Genomic DNA, 19875 nt, shown 5'->3' with positions numbered 1-19875 from the left:
CTTTACCGGCGACCTACCATCATCGTGCTTCAGGACAGGTCGCCAGCCAACTTACCGTTCGCGTGCGGGATCAGAGACGAGGTTTCCAGCAGTTCGGGGGAGGCCAGCGGCCGCGGGAGGCCTTCCAGCATGTCGGGGGAGCCGAGCTCGCCGTCCACGACGCCCAGATCGTGCAGTTTGCGAGCGGTGACCAGAACCCTGGTCTCCAGCGAGCCGACCGTCTTGTTGTAGCTCTCGACGGCCCTGCTGAGCGCCTTGCCGAGCGACTCGACGTTGCGGCCGAGCGACGACAGCCGCTCGTACAGCTCCTTGCCGAGCTCGAAGACGGCGCGGGCGTTCTCGCTGAGCGCCGCCTGCTGCCAGGCGTAGTGGGCGGTGCGGAGCATGGTGATCAGCGTGGTCGGGGTGGCGATGTGGACGCGCTTGGCCATCGCGTACTCCAGCAGCCCTGGGTCGCGTTCGAGGGCGGGGGCCAGGAACGCCTCGCCGGGGATGAACAGCACCACGAACTCGGGCGAGGGGTTGAACGACTGCCAGTAGGACTTGGCGGCCAGGCGGTCGATGTGCTCGCGGACGTGCCGGGCGTGGGCGTCGAGGCGGACACCGGCCAGTGACTCGTCGCCCGCCTCGGCCGCCTCCAGGTAGGCGGCGAGCGAGACCTTGGAGTCGACGATGATGTTCTTGCCGCCCGCCAGCCGTACGACCATGTCGGGGCGGTGGGCGCCCTCGACGACCTGCTCGTCGAAGTCGCAGAAGCGCTGCATCCCCGCGATCTCGGCCACCCTGCGCAGCTGCAGCTCGCCCCACCTGCCCCTGGCCTCGGGCCGCTGCAGCGCCCGGACCAGGGCGGTGGTCTGGGAGCGCAGCTGTTCGTTGCTCTGCCGGACGAACTCCATCTGCTGGGTCAGCTCGGCGCGGGCGGCGCGCTGGCCGGACTCGGTGTCGCGCAGCTGCGTCTCCACCCGCCCCAGGAGGTCCTTGAGCGGCTCGACCAGGTGCTCGACCGCCTGCCTGCGCTGGTCGAGGTCGCCGGCCGCCTCGGCGCGGCTGGCGGCCAGGCGGGTCTCGGCCAGTTCGAGGAAGCGGATGTTGTTGACGTCGAGCGCGCGCGTCGACAGCGCCTGGAACCGCTCGCTCAGCTGCTCCTCGACGTAGACGAGCTTGTCGGCGGCGGCCTTGGCGCGGGCGTCCGCCTCCGCCACCCGTACGGCGGCGCGGGTCCTCGCCAGCAAGAAGCCGACCGCCAGTCCGAGTGCCAGGCCGATGAGCAGCGATGCGACGTCCATTGTCGGCATCTTTCCAGGGGGCGACCGCTCCGGCGCGCTCGACACGCCTTCCGCATTCCGCTTGTGCGGACGCGCCATCGTCACCGACAGTACCCATATGATTACCGGTTCGAAGATGACGGTCGCGCTCGCGGCCACGGCCGTCGTGGCGGCGCTCGTGGCCGCGGCGGCGGGAGCGGTCATCGCCGGCCGCGTCGGCGACGCCGGGCGCCCCGCGCCGCCGGGCTCGCCGGCGCGGGGCACGCTGGTATGGACACCGGGCGCCTGCGTGAGCAAGACCGGGGTCAGGTTCGACCTCACCGCCTGCAACGGCGGCCATGCCGAGGTGCTGGCCATGGAGGCCGATCCGCGGCGCTGCCCCCTCGACACCGACGAGATCGCCCGCGTCGACGGCGGCAGGATCGCATGCCTGCAGTACTTCCTGGAGCCCCACCCGGGCGCGGGCGGCGCCGGCGGCGGACTGCTGCGGGCCGGTGACTGCCTCGACCGCGAGGGCCGCGAGCTGCCCTGCGCCACCCCCGGCTGGTACGGCAGGGCGGTGGCCGTCGTCGCGCGCATGGACCACTGCCCGCGCGGTACGGCCGACGCGCTCGCGATGGAGGGCCAGGCGGTGTGCCTGGCCCCCGGCGGCAAGGTGCTGGCCGAGGGCGCCTGCGTCGACGAGGAGGTGCGCAAGGTCGGCTGCGGGTCGGGGCGGGCGTGGGCCCGCGTGACCGCCTTCGGCAGGTCGGGTGGCGACTGCCCGGTGGGCTCGGATCGTTACGTCACGGCTCGCGGGGCGTATCGGCCGGTGACCTGCCTGCGTCTGATGGCCGGGTAAACTCCGTCCACGTGAGCCTCAGCATCGGCATCGTCGGCCTGCCAAACGTCGGCAAGTCCACCCTGTTCAACGCCCTGACCAAGAGCGCCAACGCGCTCGCGGCCAACTACCCGTTCGCCACGATCGAGCCGAACGTGGGCATCGTGGGCGTGCCCGACGACCGCCTGGCCACCCTGGCCGAGATCTTCGGCTCCGCCAGGATCCTGCCGGCCAAGGTGGAGTTCGTCGACATCGCGGGCCTGGTGCGGGGCGCGTCCGAGGGGCAGGGCAGGGGCAACCAGTTCCTGGCCAACATCCGCGACACCGACGCCATCTGCCAGGTCATCCGGGTCTTCACCGACCCCGACGTGACGCACGTCGACGGCGAGATCTCGCCCAAGCGCGACATCGAGACGATCAACACCGAGCTCATCATGGCCGACCTGCAGACGGTCGAGAAGGCCATCCCGCGCCTGCAGAAGGAGGCGCGCACCAACAAGGACAAGAAGGCCGCGCTCGAGGCCGCCGAGGCCGCGCTGAAGGTCCTGGAGACCGGCAAGACGATCTTCGAGAGCGGGCTCGACCGCGCCGAGGTGCGCGACCTCCACCTGCTGACGGCCAAGCCGTTCCTCTACGTCTTCAACCTCGACGCCGACGAGCTCGTCGACACCGCGCTCAGGCAGCAGCTGTCGGAGCTGGTGGCGCCCGCCGAGGCGGTGTTCCTCGACGCCAAGATCGAGTCGGAGCTCGTGGAGCTGCCCGAGGAGGAGGCGCTGGAGCTGCTGCAGTCGGTGGGCCAGGAGGAGTCGGGGCTGTCGCAGCTGGCCAGGGTCGGGTTCGAGACGCTGGGGCTGCAGACCTACCTCACGGCGGGGCCCAAGGAGACCCGGGCGTGGACGATCCGCAAGGGCGCCACGGCTCCGGAGGCCGCCGGCGTCATCCACACCGACTTCCAGCGCGGGTTCATCAAGGCCGAGGTCGTCTCCTTCGAGGACCTGGTCGCGTCGGGGTCCATCGCGAACGCCAGGTCGGCGGGCAAGGCGCGCATCGAGGGCAAGGACTACGTGATGCGCGACGGCGACGTGGTGGAGTTCCGCTTCAACGTGTGATCCGTCCCGGTGCGACCGGAGGCCGGGAGAAGCCCCAACTGGGGACGAGTTCCACGGCCTCGGTGAAACCGGGACAGTATGGGGCGTCAACCCCTTCCAACCCTGGCGCGTCGAATCGTCACGGCGATCACGCTGACTCGGGAGGACAGATCATGATTCGTCGCATACTCGGGAACCGGCGCCCCGCGACGCCCTCGCTGGCGAGCATCAGCCTGGAGGAGGAGCTCGCCCTGCTCCGGGTCGAGCTGATGTACGGCCTGCGTGTCAACAGGGAGGCCTACCTCCGCAGGAAGATGGAGGAGCGGGAGGAGGTCGTGCGCCGGATGCACCACCGCGACGCCCAGGCCATGCTCGCCGACCTGCGCGGCCGGCTCGAGAGGGTCAAGCCGCAGAACGACGCGCCGAGAGTGATCGATCTGCGAACTCGCCGCCACCTGCGTCCGGTCGACGGCCCCGAGACGGCCTGATCACCCCCGCTGACCAGCGCTCCTGTCCCCGAACGGGCAGCCGCATATACCAAATGTGTGGTTCGAGACAGTGCCTATGCCCTTTGGACAGCAATCCCTGGCCGTCCGGTAATGCAGGCCACCTGTCTGGCCTGGTCACACGCCAATTCCACAGGAATGGGACAGGAACCGGCACTCCGTCCTGTCATGCCCACTCGGTTTGCCCACACGCGGCGATGCCTGCAGCATAGGCGTGGCTTTCCTGGAACAATTGGCGGGACTCGATAGGGTGACTGCTTCGCCACGGATGATGCGACATCGCGCCAGCCGGGGGGATCGGCGCGAGCGGAGGCGTGATGGCTCGTAGGTCAACTGTCCACGGTCCTCGGATCGCTGGCGACCCCGAGCTTTCGGCATACCCGGACTTCGACCAACCCCCCGCGGGCGGCAGACGGGCGGGCAAGCGCGGCGGCTGGTCAGGTGGCGGCGGACGCTGGCTCGTCTGGACCGGCCGCGCCATTCTCTGGGCGCTTATTGTGGTTATTGTGGTCAACGGGGTTCGTGCACCATTTGAGCGATTCACTCAGCCGAGCACTCCAGCGGCGAATGTCCCCTCGCCGACGGGCCGGGCATTTCCCGCCGAGCGCGCCTCGGCGTTCGCCACCCAGTTCGCCAGCATCTATCTGAATATGAAGTCCGAGGAGCTCGACCAGCGCAGCAGGCAGCTCGCGCCGTACCTGCCGAGCACCGACGACCCGCAGTGGGGCTGGGACGGCTACGGCCGCATGTTCGCCGCCAACCTGCAGCCCTTCGGGGTGGAGACCGTCGACGCCGACAACGCGGTCGTCACGCTGACCTTCCAGTCGGGCGCCCGCCGCTTCCTGCTGTCGGTGCCCGTCTACCACTCGGGCGGCCGGTTCGTGGTCTCGGGCCGTCCCGCGCTGCTGCCCGCTCCCGGGGCCGCGGAGCTGCCCCAGGTGGCCCAGCCGGAGGGTGACGAGGCGGCGGAGGCCGAGCTGCGACCGCAGCTGCAGGGCTTCTTCAAGGCGTACGCCGACGGCAGCTCCGACCTGTCCCGCTACCTGGTCGCGGGCAAGGGCCTGCCGAGTTTCGGAGGGGCCCTCTCCTTCGTCGAGCTCAAGAGTGTCGTGGTGCCTGTGGGGGGTGCCACCCGAGAGATCCAGGCGGTCGTGGTGTGGGGCGTGCCGACCGGCGCCACCCCCTCGGCCACGCCGGGCGCGGCCGAGGCCGGTGTGTCCGGCGGCCGCCTCGAGCAGGCCTACCGCCTCACGGTCGAGAAGCAGGGCGACAAGTGGTACGTCGAAGACATCCGCGGCGCCGGTCGGGCCGTTGGATAGACGCACGGCCACGCCGCTGATCGATACCCCCCGGGAGGACCAAGAGTGAAAACCATCATCCTGCACCTGATCGAACTGGCGACGCCGTCACCCGCCCCGACCGGTCCCGACACCGCCGGGCTCGCCAACATGCTGCGCGGCTTCTTCGCCCCGCTCTTCCTCGTCGTCGTCTCGATCGTCGCGCTGTTCTTCCTCTTCACCCGCGAGATCACGAGATTCGTACAGTTCCTGATTCTGGCCGTGGCGATCGGCGTGATCTTCTACGTTCCCAACATCATCGAAGTCACGGCCAAGGCGATCGCGGGGGCTCTCGGCATCAAGTGAGCACCGCTCCCTGGCGATATCGGCAGGGTTGAGACCGCGCCCGCGCGGTCATGGAACGAAGGGCAGCGGCGGCTGCCAGCGAGGGCGGAGAGGAGGACCGCGTGGACCTGCCTACCTACACGAACATCTGGCGCATCGAGAAGCGGCTCTACAAGCTGTACGACCTTCGGCTGCCCATGCCGCTCCCCATCGTCTGGATCGGCGTGTTCGCCGGCGTGCTCGCCCCGTGGTCCCTGCTGCTCTGGCTGGTCGGCATCGGCTTCGAGGCGCCGTGGCACGTGCTCTACCTCGTGCCGCCGGGCATCGTGACGTGGCTGTCCACCCGCCCCGTCATCGAGAGCAAGCGGCTCACCGAACTCCTGCAGTCCCAGCTGCGCTACATGGGCGAGCCGCGCTCGTGGTGCCGCCTCATCCCCACCGCCGAGCCCGAGAGCGTCACCTTCTCCGGCAGGGTCTGGCGCGCCGCCCCCGCTCCCGTCCGCGTCAAGGCCAAGGCGAAGGCCGGCGCGCACAAGCGCCGCGCCGTCCCCGCCGCGGTCAAGGCCCGCCAGGTACGGCCCGCCGTCGCGGCGGCCGCCGCCGCGGCCACCCACGCTCCCGTCGCCCCGCCCGCCGCGGCCACCCACGCGTCTGTCGCCCCGCCCGCCGCGGCCCGGCCCGCCTGGGGCGGCGCCACGGGCCGCCGCCAGGGCGTCGCCCCCGCCCTGCCCTCCGCCGACGTCGAGTCGCCGTTCCCGCCCGACACCCCGGTACGGCACGCGGAACCGGCCCGGGTGGCCGACGAGATCGCGGTGGCGGCTCCGGCGGCCGGTGTGGCGACGCCGGACGACGGCCTGGCCGTCGAGGGCGCCGCGCTCCCGCACATCGGTGAGGTGTCGGAGACCGGAGCGCCCGTCGCCCAGGACGACGACGCGCACGTCGACGCCACCCACGGACCCGGGAAGCACACCGAGGGTCATGCCGGTGACGGGTTCGCGGTCCGGGCCGTTGGCGGTCGTGCCGGTGACGGGTTCGAGCCGCGGGCCGGGGGTCATGCCGGTGTTGGACCCGGGACACATGCTGAGAGTCGTGCCGGTGACGGGTTCGAGACGAACGTCGAAGGTCGTGCCGGTGACGGGTCCGCGGCCCAGGCCGGTGGTGGTCGTGCCGGTGACGGGTCCGAGGCGCAGGCCGGGGTGTCGCCGGTCCGGTGGGGGTCCAGGATCGAGCCCGGTCCCGCCGAGGCGCCCGCCCAGACGCCCGCCGCGCCCGCCAAGCCCATCGGCGCCGAGGCGCTGCGCCGGCTGCGTCGGCTGGCGGCCACGGCGGACGCCCCCGACCAGCCGTCCCGCCCCGAGCCCGCCCCCACCCAGACCTCGGTCACCCGTGCCGGGACCGCTCGCCACGAGTCCAAGGCGCCCCGGCCCCAGGCCGCCCGGCCGGAGCTCGAGGTGACCCCGGATGCGGCCGCGCCCGTGACGGCGGCCGCCAGGGGCGAGGAGAGCCCGGCCGAGGAGAACCAGGCCGAGGGCGTCCCCGTCGTCGAGGCCGCGTTGCCCGAGCTTCCGCCCGCCCAGGAGACCACCGCCGACAAGTCCGACCCCGCCGAGCAGGGCACCGGCCGCCACAGCGCGGACAAGCAGGGCACCGGCAAGCAGGGCACCGGCAAGCAGGGCACCGGCAAGCAGGGCACCGGCAAGCAGGGCGCCGGCAAGCAGAGTGCCGACAAGCAGAGCGCCGACAAGCAGAGCGCCGACAAGCAGAGCGCCGGCGAGCGCGGCGCCGACAGGCAGGGCGCCGACGAGCAGACCACTGCCAAGCAGGGCGTCGCCGAGCAGGGCACCGCCAAGCACGGCGCCGGCGAGCAGGTCGAGGACCAGGCCAGAGACCAGCACCGCAAGGGCCAGCCCCCGCTGACCACCGCCGTCGTGTTCCAGGGCCAGGTCAGGCCGACCATCCCCTCGATCGTCCCTGGCACGCGCCCGCCCCAGCCTCCTGCCCAGTCCGGCCGGCAGGCCCAGTCGCCGCCCCCCATGAAGCCCTCCACGAAGCCCTCCACGAAGCCCTCCATGAAGTCCCCCGTGACGCCCCCCGTGACGCCCGCCGAACGCCGCCCGAACCCGCAGCCCACACCGGCCGCCCAGAGCGCCCCGCCGCTCAACATCAGGGCCGTCCAGGCGCCGACCACACCGGGCGGGGCCGTCCCCGGACGGCGTGACGAGCCGCGCGTGCGCAGGGTCGAGTCGGTCGTCGGCCGCGACTCCTCCGGCGGGTGGCGCAGGCTCGCCCAGGTGGTGGTCGGCGGTGGCGGCAGCCGTACGGACGGGTCGGAGATCGACGAGGCGCGGACGCGCGCGGTGTTCGGCGGCGGCAGGAGGATCGTGGTGCTCGGCTGCACGGGCGGCGCGGGCCAGAGCACGACCGCGCTGATGCTCGGCCACACCTTGGCCCAGTACCGCGACGACCGGGTGCTCGCGGTCGACGCCAGCACCGGCGGCAGCACGCTGACCAGCCGCATCAAGGCCGAGTCGCCCGAGACGCTGACCAGCCTGCTGTCGGGGCTCGACCAGGTCAACGGCTATCTCGGCATGCGCGCGTTCACCACCCGCACGGGCAGCGGCCTGGAGGTCGTGGCGGCCGACACCGACAGCGGCGCCGAACAGCGACTCGCCGACCGCACGCTCTACTCCGACCACCGGCTCGGCCAGGCGATGCACCTGTTCGACCACCACTACAAGCTGACCGTTCTGGACCCGGCGCCCTCGCTGGCGGCCCGCGTCCTGCCGTACGCCGACCAGCTGGTGCTCGTCGTCCCCGCCAGCGAGGACGCGGCTGAGGCGGTGGCGATGACGTTCGAGTGGCTCGACGGCCACGGCTGTGCCGACCTGCGCAGGCGCGCGGTCATGGTGGTCAACGGGGTGAGCCGCCGCAGCATGGTGGACGTGGAGCAGGCCGAGGCGGTGGCGCGCGGGAGGTGCCGGGCCATCGTCAGGGTGCCGTGGGAGGACGACCTGGCGCAGAGCCGTACCGAACCGGTGGAGCCAGAACAGCTACGACAGGCGGGACGGCGGGCCTACCTCGCTCTCGCCGGGGTCGTGATCGCGGGTTTCGCGTCAGCACAGAGCACCCGTTCCAGCGAGGAGGAACTGGCCCAGTGACCCCCAGGGCACCCAACGAGGAGCGTGCCAGGTCGGCTGCCATCGCATCCGGACACCGGCACGACGGAGGTATGGCGGTCTGATGAGCACGCTTCTTGCCGGTCAGCGGGGCTCATGCGCGGAGGGGGCGGCATGAGCAGGGCGACTCGGGCGCACCAGCGTCTGGCGGTCCGATACTTCGACGACCGCATCCTGCTCACCGAGGGCTCCGCGTGGGCCTACTTCCGGTTGCCGACGGTCAGCTACGAGTTCGTCACTCCGGAGGAGCGGGAGGCGCTGGCCACCAACATCACGATCGCGCTGGCGGCGATCCGCATGCCGGACGCCGAGGTGCATCTCAGGGTCGCGCACCGCACCTATCCCGCGGCCGAGTGGGCGATGGCGCTGAACGGCACCTCCGACGAGGGCCCCGGCTGGCGCGACTACCTGGAGGAGATGTACCGGCACGTCTGGGCGAAGGACTTCTGGTCGAAGGAGGTCTACCTCGGCGTACGGCTCGGCCCGCGCGGCCGCCAGCTCGGCGCGGGCGTGCTGGCGCAGCTGTTCGGGTTCTACCAGCGCAGCGAGAAGGCGCTCGGGCTCGAGGACGACCACGTGCCCGACGGCGAGCTAGCCCGCTGGACCGAGCAGGCCGAACGGCTCGGCCGGGCGTTGGCCTCCAGCGCCCTCTACGCCCGCCACGCGACCTCGGGCGAGGTGGCGTGGCTGTTCAGGCACGCGGCGACCGCCTCGCTCGGCGACCCGCCGGCCAGCGCGAGCCCGAAGCGGCGCTGGGGCAGAGGCGAGATCGAGTCGCTGGTCGAGGGGCAGATCCACAACGGCAGGTCGTTCCTGCGCATCGCGCAGCCGCAGGGCGACTCCTACGTGGCGCACCTGTCGTTCGCCCGCTTCCCCGACCTGATGCCCTTCCCGGACGGCGAGCCGTGGATGCACTTCGCCGACCAGCTGCCCTTCCCCGTGGAGATCTCCAGCCGGATGCGGCTGATCCCGCCGGTCAAGGCGTCCAAGGACGTCGCCCGCAAGCTCGCCCACGCCCGCGACATGGACATCCACATCCGTGAGGCCGGCGCGGAGGCGCCGATCGCGCTGGCCGAGCAGATCGACGCGGCCCGCATGCTGGAGCACGGCATCACGAAGGAACGCCTGCCCTTCGTCTACGGCTGGCACCGGCTGATCGTGAGCGCCCCGACCGAGGAGATCTGCCTGCAGCGTGTCGAGGCGGTCGTCGAGCACTACCGCGACATGGGCATCGACATCGTCAACTCCACGGGCGACCAGTTCTCGCTGTTCTGCGAGGCGCTGCCGGGGGAGAAGGTGACGGTCAACGCCTACGCCCAGCGCCAGCCGCTGCGCACGATCGCCGGTGGCATGGCGACCGCGACCGTCGACCTGGGCGACCGGATCGAGACCGAGGCCGGCTGGCACGGCCCGTACATCGGCGAGACGGTGGGCCGCGCCCGCAGCATCGTCCACTTCGACCCGCTGGTGGCCGCCGCCCGCAACCGGCCGACGGCCATCGCGATCACCGGCGAGCCCGGCGGCGGCAAGACGACACTGGCGCTGCTGATGATCTACCAGATGGCGCTGCGCGGGGTCACCGTCGCGGTGATCGACCCCAAGGGCGACGCCGAGTCGCTGGTACGGCTGCTGCAGAAGCGCGAGCGCAAGGCCCGCATCATCCCGCTGGGGTCGGCCGCGCCCGGCCTGCTCGACCCGTTCTCGTTCGGCGACGACATCGCGGCCAAGAAGACCATGGCCACGGAGACGCTGCGGCTGCTGCTGCCGCGCATGTCGGAGGAGCGAGAGTCGGCGATGATCCAGGCGGTGGCGGCCGTCTCCAACGCGCCCGACCCCTCGCTGGGCAAGGTGGTCGACTTCCTGGAGCAGGCCGGCGACGCGGCGTCGAAGAACCTCGGCGCCGTGCTGCGCTCGATGTCGGAGATGCACCTGGCGAGGCTGTGCTTCGACGCCTCCGGCGGGGAGCAGATCGACAGCGAGGGCTGGACGACCGTCTTCACGCTCGGCGGCCTCACCCTGCCTGACGCCACCACGGCGCGCGACGACTACTCCTACGAGCAACGCCTGTCGGTGGCGCTGCTCTACCTGGTCTCGCAGTTCGCCCGCAGGTTGATGAACGGCCTCGACCGGCGCGCGCCCAAGGCCATCTTCCTCGACGAGGCGTGGGCGATCACCTCCACGCCCGAGGGCGCCAAGCTGGTGCCCGAGGTCAGCCGGATGGGCCGCTCCCGCAACACCGCGCTCGTCCTGGTCTCGCAGAACGCGGGCGACCTGCTCAACGAGCAGGTGACCAACTGTCTCTCGTCGGTCTTCGCCTTCCGCTCCACCGAACGGGTGGAGGTCGGCCACGTCATGGCGCTGCTCGGCGTGGAGGCCTCGGAGGAGCACAAGGCCGTGCTGCGGTCGCTGGGCAACGGGGAATGCATTTTCCGTGACCTCGATGGCAGAGCGGGCCGCATCGGCGTAGACCTGATCTCCGACGAGCTGCTCAGGTGGCTCGACACGAACCCGACGCACGACAAACCCGGGGAGAACGTGCATGATCAGATTCGCGGGGGAGTGACCGGAGCCCAGGAGGTACGTTCATGAAGGGCCGACTAGGTCGGCGGCTGACGTTGGCGCTGGTGCTGCTCATCGGCATCGTCGCGCTGCCCATCGCCCTGCCCTCGGGCACGGCGGCCGCCGCCGCTCCGTTCTGTGACCTTTCACCCGACCTCGCCCCGCAGCTCGTCGACAGCGGTGTCGACGGCCTGCTGCAACCGCCGCCGCCGGAGGGTACGGCGGCGGCGCCGCAGGCGACGACCAACTACGCCCGTTACGGCATGGCCGGCCTGTTCTGGCACACCGACGGGCTCGGCTGCAGCGACGTCGCGGCCGTGCTCGGCAACACGTGGGCGAACATGATCTTCGACTGGGCCAAGGCCGTGGACCGGTTGACGATCACCACCTACCAGGCCGCGGCCACTGAGGGCCCGCTGCAGTCGATCAAGGACGTGGTCGACGACATCGTGGAGAACCTCGCCGCCGCGATGTACTGGCCCTTCCTGCAGCCGATCATCATCCTGGCCGCCATCTGGCTGGCCTGGTACGGACTGTTCAGGCGCAGGGCGTCGGTCACCACCGAGGCCGTCGTCTGGATGGTCATCGCGGTCACCGCGGCCGTGTGGTTCTTCAGCCGTCCCGGCGACTTCACCGGGCTCGGCAAGATCGTCACGGACAAGACCACCGAGGTGGTCAACCAGGCCTTCTCCGGGCTGCCGGGCGCGGGCGGGACCTCGTGCCTGCCGGCCAAGGGCGCGCAGGGCGACAAGCCGGTCGAGGGCGGCTACGCCAGGACCGGCGTGCCGAGCGTCGACCAGAACGCCGACGCGCTGTGGTCCACGCTGGTGTGCAGGCCGTGGCTGGTCGGCCAGTTCGGCACCTCCGACCCGAACGCGCCCGTCATCCGCGACTTCGGCGCCAAGCTCCTCGACATCCAGGCGATCGACAAACAGGAACAGGCGGGCCAGCCGCCCAGCAGCACCGCCCACCAGGCGGCCTACAACGAGATCGCCGAACCGCTGCGCACCACGCCCATCTACTTCCTGTTCCAGGGCAAGGACTGGAGCGGCAGGCTCGGCATCGCCATCGGCGCGCTGCTGGCCGCGCTCATCGCCGGGCTCCTGATCTTCCTGGTGGCCGTCTCGCTGCTGGTGCTCAAGGTCGGCTTCCTGCTGTTGCTGATCCTGGGGCCGGTCTTCCTGCTCATCGGCGTCCATCCGGGCAGCGGCCGGATCATCGCGATGCGCTGGGTCGAGATGCTGATCGGCATGCTGCTCAGACAGGCCGTGCTGGCGCTGGTGCTCGGGGTGCTGGTGTACGGCTACGCGCTGATCATGGCCACGGCGCTGCCGTGGGGCATCCAGATCCTGTTCATGGCGCTGCTGACGATCGCGGTGTTCTTCTACCGGCGACCGTTCCAGCACCTGTTCGCCTCGATGAGCGGCCACACGCTCACCACCAGGATGCTCGGCGAGGCCGCCTCCGCGCCGACCCTGGAGCGCGCCGCCAACGTGCTGCCGCCCGTCGCCATCACCAAGGCCGGACGCTGGGGCCTGCGCAAGGCCGAACCGTTGATCCAGGCGGCCGCCGCGGGCAGTACCGCGGGGGCCACGGCCGTGGGCGCGGCCGTCGCCCAGGGCAGGGTCAGGGGCGAGGAGGGCGCGGCGGCCAACGCGCAGGCCGGCACCAGGGTGCCGGCGCCGCTGGCCACCGACGCCGAAGGCAAGGCGGGCGCCAGGCCCGCCGCCGCGCAGCGCACCGGCGCGGCACCCCCGCTCAACCTCGGCTCGGGCGGCCGCGCCACCCCGCCCACCCGCACAGGCACCGGCGGCGTCTCGTCCGCCCTGTCCGCCGGCGCCGGATCCGGCACCGGATCCGGCGCCGGATCCGGCGCGGCGACCTCCGGCGGGTCCAGGACCGGCGGCTCCCGCGGATCGGGCTGGTTCGGCAGCAGGTCGGGCGGCGGCTGGGCCGCCACGGGCGGCTCCAGCGGTACGGCAGGCGGCTCACGCTCGGGCCGCGGCGTCCGCTCGTCCGGTGGGCTGTTCGGCGGCGGCTCGGGCTCGTCCTCTTCGCGTGGCTCGTCGGGCTCGCGCGGCTCGTCCTCGTCGCGCGGGTCGTCGGGCTCGCCGGCCGGGCGCGGCCCGATCGGCTCGTCCGGTGGCGGTCGTCCGGCCGAGGCCCCGCAGGCCCGTTCGGCTGAGCCGCCGCCGCTGTGGCTGCCCAGCCGTAAGAGCGAGGGCAGGAGCGACGAGCCGCCCGTGCCGTTCTGGCTGCGACCCAACAGCTCCGACAAGGATTGACGATGGCACAGCTGGGTGACAGGAGAGGGCTGGCCTTCGCCGCGATCGTGCTGGTGCTGGCGGCGGTCGGGCTCTTCGTCACGATGTGGCCCGCCTCGGACGAGCCCGTGCCCGCCGCCGGTCAGGAGGCGGCGGGCCGTACGGGGTCCGGGGCCTCGGCGGCGCCCGCCGCCGTCACCCCGCTGGCCACGGCGAGCGACGCGCCCTTCGACATCTACTCCTACCTTCCGATGACCAAGCAGGAGCTGGCCGCGGCGGCGGACCTGGCCGTGCGCTTCGCCGCCGCCTACGGCAGCTTCCGCTACGACGAGGAACCGGCCGCCTACGCCGACCGGCTGAAGGTGTTCGCCACCGCCGACCTGGCCGAGGTGCTGACGCGGACCGTCACCTCGCCGGGCACCGTCGAGGCGAACAGGACCGATCAGGTGGTCTCGCAGGCGACCGCGAAGGTCAAGGAGATCAGGCAGGTCGACAGGACCTCCATCGTCTTCGTCGTCACCGGCACCAGGCAGGTGTCGGCCAAGAGCGGGTCGACCAGGCGCGACGAGGACTACGCGGTGACCGTGCAACAGATGGGCTCCGACTGGCGGGTCTTCGACCTGCAGCCCGCCGACCAGGGGCAGGACGGAGACAGCTCCGGGTGAAGTTCTCCTCCCGCACGAAAATCGTCGGGGCGCTCGGGCTCGCCGGGCTGGTACTGGTGACGCTGATCATGTCCCCGATGCTGATGACCAGCTTCCCCTCCTTCATCAGTGACGGCAGTCTTTCCGACTGCGAGGAGATCACGCAGGCGGACGAACCAGCCTCGGAAGGGGCGACAGCCGACATTCCCCCCGACTACCTGGCGCTCTACCAGAAGTTCGGCAAGCAGGTGGGCGTCCAGTGGACGATCCTGGCGGCCGTGGGCAAGCGCGAGACCGACCACGGCCGCTCCACGCTGCCCGGCGTGCAGAGCGGCACCAACTACGCCGGCGCCGCCGGGCCGATGCAGTTCCTGGTGAGCACGTGGGGCGGGGCCAAGCGCATCCCCATCCCGTCGGAGTTCAACGGGTACGCCTCGGACGGCGACGGCGACGGCTGGGCCGACATCTACAACCCGGCCGACGCCATCCTGGGCGCTGCCACGATGCTCAAGCGCAACGGGGCCCCGGAGAACGTGCGGCGGTCGCTGTTCGTCTACAACCGGGCGTGGTGGTACGTCGACCAGGTCGAGGAGATCGCGCGCAAGTACGCCGCCGACGGCGAGGTCAAGGTGCCGCCGCAGGCCGACGCCGGATGCGACGAACCGCTCATCGAGGCGGCGCCGAGCGGCGTGGTGGCGAGGATCCTCGCCTACGCGCTCGACCAGCGCGGCAAGCCGTACCTGTGGGGCGGCACCGGGCCCGACGCCTTCGACTGCTCCGGCATCATCTACATGGCATACCGGAGCGTGGGGCTGACGATCCCCAGGACGACGTTCGGGCAGTGGCCGTTCGGGGTGAAGGTGCCCGACGGGCAGGAGCAGCCCGGCGATCTCGTCTTCTTCAACGCGGGGCCAGGAACCAGCGCCGACAATCCCGGACACGTCGGGATGGTGGTGTCGAAGGGGAAGATGGTCGAGGCGCGCTGCCGGTTGTGCGGCCCGATCAAGGTCACCAGCTATCGGGGCAGGGACGCCATCGTCGGATTCACCAGGCCGCTGGAGAACCCGGCCGTCAAGGAGCAACTGGCCAAGCTCACCCCCGTGTTGTAGCGCTGTGATCCTTCACCAACCGTTGGCCTTCCGTCCCCTGCCCCGGCGCAGGGGCGGATGCGTAAGGTTGGGAGGCTCGAAGGCAAGGAGATGCGATGGCGGTTCTGGTGGTGGGCGCGGCGATCATCGCCGACGGCAGGTTGCTGGCGGCGCAGCGAGCAGAGCCACCCGAGCTGGCCGGCGGCTGGGAGTTCCCCGGAGGCAAGGTCGACGAAGGGGAGAACGACATCGACGCGCTGGTCAGGGAGTGTCACGAAGAACTCGGCGTGATCATCCGGGTCGGCGAGCGCGTGGGCGGCGACTGGCCGCTCGGCGACGACTACGTGATGCGGGTGTGGTTGGCGTCGCTGGTCTCCGGCACGCCCCAGACCAAGGAGCACCTGGCGCTGCGCTGGCTCGCGCCGGAGGAGTTCTACGACGTGCCGTGGCTGGCGGCCGATCTTCCGGTGGTCAAGGTTGTGGAGACTCTGCTGCGAGAGGATTAATCCACTCCACTGCGTGACATAACCACTACGCAGTGTATTTGTTGGCGCGTCCCGTCTCGGGGGAAAAGCGGAGAAGCGCAGTGAGTTGGTGGCGTCGTGCCCAGATAGCGTCGGCTGTCGGATCAGGGGCGCTGATCTTGGCGACCACGGCCACGACGTCGGCGGTCGAGGCTTCGGAGATCGAGGTACCTTCTGCGGGGGTTTCCCGCGAAGGGCTGATCGAGCTCAGAGTGGAGCGGGTGGCCGATCCGGACGTGGGCCGATGGTTGCGAACCGGTGACGTGCTGCGCTTCAGGGTGGCCGTGGAAGGTCCGGCACGGGACACCAGTTTGGCGGTCACGGCCCAGCCGGCGCGGGCGCTGTCGCAGGTGACGTGCGCCGCGTCGCCCGCCACCGGAGCTGACGCCGTCACCGGAGGAGCGGACGCCGCGCCCGGCGCGGGGTCGGCCGTCGACGGTGCGGGGCCGGCCGGAGGCGGTGTCGCGCCGGGCTCGGAGCCAGCCGGAGGGGGCGTCGGGGCGGGCTCGGGCTCGGCCGGAGGCGGTGTCGCGCCGGGCTCGGGCTCGGCTGGAGGCGCCGCGTCGGCTGAGGGTTCGGCTGGAGGCGCAGGGTCCCCGGCGGGCTCGGGCTCTGCGGGTGTCGCGCCGGGTGCGGGTTCCACCGGTGGGGGTTCAACCGGTGCGGGAGGCACGGGCTCCGCGGGGGCCGGTGCGGGGATGTGCCGGTTCGGGGACGCCCAGGGAGAACGGGCGGCCGATGTCAGGCTCACCGTGCCCGAGGGTGCGAGAGAGGTCGTGCTGACCGCGGAGGCGCAGGCACGACAAGGCGCCGACGGCGTTCCGGAGCGGGTCACCAAGACGACCACGATCCCGGTCGCTTCGCTGCCGCTGCCGTGGTTCGCCGAGCCGCGCCCGGCGAACTATCCCGTCCCCATGTTCGCCGAACCGCGTCCCGCGAACTATCCGCTGCCGGTCTTCGCGGAGCCGCGTCCCGCGAACTACCCCGTGCCCCTGTTCGCCCAGCCGCGCCCGGCGAACTACCCGGCGCCGGGATCGGCCGAGTCGGGCTCGGGGAACGTCCCGCCGGCGTCCGCCGAGTCGCGCCCGGCGCAGGCGTCCGCCGACTCGCGCCCGGGGAACGTACCGGCGCAGGCGTCCGCTGCCTCGCGCCCGGGCAGCTACCCGGCGCAGGCGTCCGCTGAGCCGCGCCCGGCGAACTATCCGGCATCAGGGGCCGCTGAGCCGCGTCCGAGGAACTACCCGGCACCAGGGCCAGCCGGACCGCGCTCGGCGAACCCGCTGCCGTGGTTCGCCGAGCCGCGCCCGGTCAACTACCCGCTGGCGGGCTTCGCCGAGCCGCGTCCGGTGCGGCATCCCTCGCCCGGATCCGTCGATCCGCGCCCGATGTTGCTCGCTCCCGGTGACGCGCGGCCCGCGCAGGCCGCCGAACTGCCGGAGGTGTCCGAGGGCGCGGGCGGGGGCGCGGACTCGCGCGCCCAGGCCCAGGGGGCGGATGGCGGTGTCCGGGGTGGACCGGTGCGCCGCGTCGACGACGGCGGCAGGGGCACGACGGCGTGGAGCGCGGGGGAGGCGACCCGGCAGCCCAGGACCCTGCCCCACCCTGCCGGGGTCGGAGCCCAGGCCATGACCGGTGTTCAGCCGTCCGTGACGGGCGTTCAGCCGTCCGTGACCGGGGTTCAGCCGCCCGTGACCGGAGTTCAGTCGCCTGCGACGGGCGTTCAGCCGCCCGTGACCGGGGTTGGGTCGCCCGTGACCGGAGCTCGGTCGCCCGTGACCGGGGCCGGGGTTCAGCCGCCTGCGACCGGGGTCCAGCCGCCGGGGGTGAGCGCGCGGTCGTCTGCGACAGGTATGCGGCTTCCCAGGTCCAGGGCCGTGACGGGCAGGAGGCTGCCGAGGACGGGCGTCAAGGCGCCTGCCACGGGCGCCCTGCCTGCCGCCACCGGGCTGCAGCTCCCGGCCACCCGGTCTTCCGGCAGCGGCGTGCAGTCTCCCGTCACGGGGATTCAGACGCCCACCAGTGGGGTGCGGTCTCTCGCCACCGGGGTTCAGACGCCGGCGACCGGCGTCCGGTCCCCGGCCACGGGCACGAAGACCCCCGCGACCGGCGTTCGGTCTCCGGTGACGGGGTCGAAGGCTCCGGCGACTGGCGTTCGGTCTTCGGTGACGGGGTCGAAGACTCCTGCCACGGGTGTCCGGCCTCCGGCCACGGGCACGAAGGCTTCCGCTGGCGTTCAGTCTCGTGGCACGGGGACGAAGAGTCCGGCCACCGGGGTCAAGGCCCCTGCGACGAGCCGGTGGGCCGCGGAGGCGACGCCGATGACCGACGCGGCGCTGACTGGGGCGCAGGAGGCGCAGCAGGCGTCGGGTGGATCGGCGTTGCGCCTTCCGCAGGTCGCGCCCGAACAGTCGGCGGCGAGCGCGCCGTCCGTCATGGCGGCGCCGCTGGCTCGCGAACTCGCCGTCTCGCCCGCGAAGCCGCAGGCCGCGAGGAGGACCGATCTCACCACGGGGCTGAACGGCCTGCCGTACGTGGGGGGCGGCATTCTGGTGCTGCTCGCCGCGTTGTGGGGCGTCGCGCGGGCCCAGCGGAGCCGCGGTGTCAGGAAATCACAGCCGATGTCGTAAATCGGACTTTGCGCTGACATTTACCGTCCTAGTATTCTCGTTGACCAAGGTTTCGGGAATGCGCGGAGGGCAGCGGTGGCACCCAGGCGACTGACGGCCGTCTCCGCCCTGCTGCTCTCCTTAGGGATCAGCGGCGGCGTCGTGCTCGCGGCGATCCCGGTCATCAGCCAGGTCGCCAGCGCGTCGGTCGTGGCACGCGACCCGGGAGACGCGATCCCGCCGTGTGACGCGGGTGAGGCCTGCGAGCCGACCGAGGTCGTCACCACGGTCACGATCACCACCACGCTCGGGTCGCCGACGCCTACGCCGACCGATCCCGTCACGACCGTGACGACCACGGTGACGCCGTCGCCGACGAAGACCAGCAAGGCGCCCGAGCCCGAGAAGACCACGGCCAAGCCGCCGGCGACGCAGGCTCCGCCCGTCCAGCAGCCGCCGCCGGTGGTGCCCTCGACGGACGTGAGCGTGCCGTCGGCCCCCGCGGACACCGCCGAGGAGACGCCGACGTTCTCCTTCCCGACCGTGCAGGACGACACGCCCTCGCAGGCGCCGAGCGAGCCCACGACGGCCGTCTCCGACTCCGAGGAACTGGTGGTGCGCAACGCCGCACCGGAGTACGACCAGACCACGCTCAGCCGCAAGCTCGGCATCCCCGCGCTGGTGCTGGTCCTGCTCGCGCTGTTCGCCGTGCTCATCTTCGAGGGACGGCTGCGCAGGATGGCCCACGCCGCCGCCGTCCGCAGGGCCGGGCCGCAGCAGCCAGGACACCACCGGGGCGAGCCCGCCGCCGAGCCGTACGGCGGCTACCCGGCCGGACCCGGTTTCGCGGGCCCTGTCCCGGCCTACGCGCCGATCATCAGCTTCGTGCCGGTGCAGACCTACCCGGGCGGTCCCGCCCAGTACCAGCCGGTCTACCAGCACCCGTTCCCGCAGGACCCGTCGATGTACGGCCAGCCGGGTCCGACGGCCGACTACTCCGCGCAGGCGGGGCACCCGCAGCCCGGGTACCCGCACCCCGAGTACGCCCAGCAGGAATACCCGCACCCCGAGTACACCCAGCCGGAGTACACGCAGCCGGAGTACGTCCAGCCCGAGTCTGTGGAGAGCCACGACCAGCCGGCCGGCGACTTCGACGCCTTCAAGCCGCGCGAGTTCCACGTGGCCGGCGACGACCCGCTGCCTCCTGACCTGGCGCCGGGGCAGCAGCCGCAGTACCGCGACCTGTTCGAGCCGCTGGTTCCGCCGGACCAGCCGTCGCTCGGCGACATCCCGCCGGGCGGTGACGCGCCCTACGACGATCCGCACCACAAGGGTCAGGCGGGTGGCCCGACGATCGTCGAGGCGGGCGACGCCGAGCCCTGGAAGCTCGACGACGCCGCTCCCGCGGCCGAGGACCGCACGGCGATCCTTCCCCTGCGCGACGTCGACGACCACCGCGAGTTCTGACCGGCCACAGACCCGGACCGGCCCGTGCGCCTGGCGTCCGATTGAAGGGCGCTCGGGGCTCAGCGAGCGTGTGACGGCCTGCCGGGGGTGATCGGTCACTGGATCGCCGTGTGATGGTTCCCCACATGGTCGGCTCGGCGGGTGTCGACGGCCTGCCGGGGATGACGCGAGCGTATGTCGGGTGCCTGACGGGCTTGCCGGGTGGGTCGGTGCGTGGCCCCGGTGTGCGCCTGACGGGGCGCCGTG

At 72.0% G+C, this 19875-nt stretch carries 14 protein-coding genes; 13 read left to right on the top strand and 1 reads right to left on the bottom strand.

Annotation, left to right across the window (positions count from 1 at the left end; genetic code table 11):
* Window positions 1-29: 29 nt before the first annotated feature.
* Window positions 30-1286: a DNA recombination protein RmuC gene (locus ACWEVS_RS03410; protein WP_452549705.1), complete on the bottom strand. Its 1257-nt coding sequence runs from the start codon at window positions 1284-1286 to the stop codon at window positions 30-32.
* 97 nt (window positions 1287-1383) lie between these two features.
* On the opposite strand from ACWEVS_RS03410, the gene ACWEVS_RS03405 reads away from it, so the two are divergent.
* The 13 genes from ACWEVS_RS03405 (at window position 1384) to ACWEVS_RS03345 (ending at window position 19629) form a co-directional block, all read left to right on the top strand.
* Window positions 1384-2106 (top strand): hypothetical protein, encoded by a 723-nt coding sequence (locus ACWEVS_RS03405; RefSeq protein WP_449917868.1) that lies wholly within the window; start codon window positions 1384-1386, stop codon window positions 2104-2106.
* Window positions 2107-2117: 11 nt separating this feature from the next.
* Entirely contained in the window at window positions 2118-3194 is a 1077-nt protein-coding gene (gene ychF / locus ACWEVS_RS03400) for a redox-regulated ATPase YchF (RefSeq protein WP_449917866.1), read from the top strand.
* Window positions 3195-3346: 152 nt separating this feature from the next.
* Window positions 3347-3661 (top strand): hypothetical protein, encoded by a 315-nt coding sequence (locus ACWEVS_RS03395; RefSeq protein WP_452549703.1) that lies wholly within the window; start codon window positions 3347-3349, stop codon window positions 3659-3661.
* Window positions 3662-4329: 668 nt separating this feature from the next.
* On the top strand, window positions 4330-4998 hold the full coding sequence (locus tag ACWEVS_RS03390) for a conjugal transfer protein (RefSeq protein WP_449917863.1): 669 nt from the start codon (window positions 4330-4332) through the stop codon (window positions 4996-4998).
* 45 nt (window positions 4999-5043) lie between these two features.
* Window positions 5044-5322 carry a hypothetical protein gene (locus tag ACWEVS_RS03385; RefSeq protein ID WP_354905764.1) on the top strand — a complete coding sequence of 93 codons (279 nt, stop codon included), beginning with the start codon at window positions 5044-5046 and terminating at the stop codon, window positions 5320-5322.
* A gap of 101 nt (window positions 5323-5423) precedes the next feature.
* Window positions 5424-8459, top strand: coding sequence for a TcpE family conjugal transfer membrane protein (locus ACWEVS_RS03380; protein WP_452549701.1), 3036 nt, complete (start codon window positions 5424-5426; stop codon window positions 8457-8459).
* Between the two features lie 132 nt (window positions 8460-8591).
* A complete protein-coding gene (locus ACWEVS_RS03375; RefSeq protein WP_354905767.1) occupies window positions 8592-11066 on the top strand; it encodes an ATP-binding protein in 2475 nt (824 codons plus the stop codon).
* Window positions 11063-13321, top strand: a complete 2259-nt coding sequence (locus tag ACWEVS_RS03370; RefSeq protein ID WP_452549699.1) for a type IV secretion system protein — start codon at window positions 11063-11065, stop codon at window positions 13319-13321. The genes ACWEVS_RS03375 and ACWEVS_RS03370 overlap by 4 nt, the downstream gene beginning before the upstream one ends.
* Window positions 13322-13323: 2 nt before the next feature.
* Window positions 13324-13965: a hypothetical protein gene (locus tag ACWEVS_RS03365; RefSeq protein ID WP_452549697.1), complete on the top strand. Its 642-nt coding sequence runs from the start codon at window positions 13324-13326 to the stop codon at window positions 13963-13965.
* The gene (locus ACWEVS_RS03360; protein WP_452415831.1) at window positions 13962-15053 is read left to right on the top strand and encodes an NlpC/P60 family protein; all 1092 of its coding nucleotides are present in this window, start codon (window positions 13962-13964) and stop codon (window positions 15051-15053) included. Before ACWEVS_RS03365 ends, ACWEVS_RS03360 begins: the two co-directional genes overlap by 4 nt.
* Before the next feature lie 95 nt (window positions 15054-15148).
* Window positions 15149-15538 carry a (deoxy)nucleoside triphosphate pyrophosphohydrolase gene (locus ACWEVS_RS03355; RefSeq protein WP_354905774.1) on the top strand — a complete coding sequence of 130 codons (390 nt, stop codon included), beginning with the start codon at window positions 15149-15151 and terminating at the stop codon, window positions 15536-15538.
* A gap of 2336 nt (window positions 15539-17874) precedes the next feature.
* Entirely contained in the window at window positions 17875-18183 is a 309-nt protein-coding gene (locus ACWEVS_RS03350) for a hypothetical protein (RefSeq protein WP_354905777.1), read from the top strand.
* A 75-nt stretch (window positions 18184-18258) separates the two neighbouring features.
* Entirely contained in the window at window positions 18259-19629 is a 1371-nt protein-coding gene (locus ACWEVS_RS03345) for a hypothetical protein (protein WP_452549695.1), read from the top strand.
* The last annotated feature ends 246 nt before the right edge of the window (window positions 19630-19875 follow it).

This window comes from Nonomuraea sp. NPDC003754 (genome assembly GCF_053605785.1).
The sequence above is the reverse complement of the archived record's forward strand: the minus strand, read 5'-3'. Positions and strand labels throughout refer to the sequence as shown.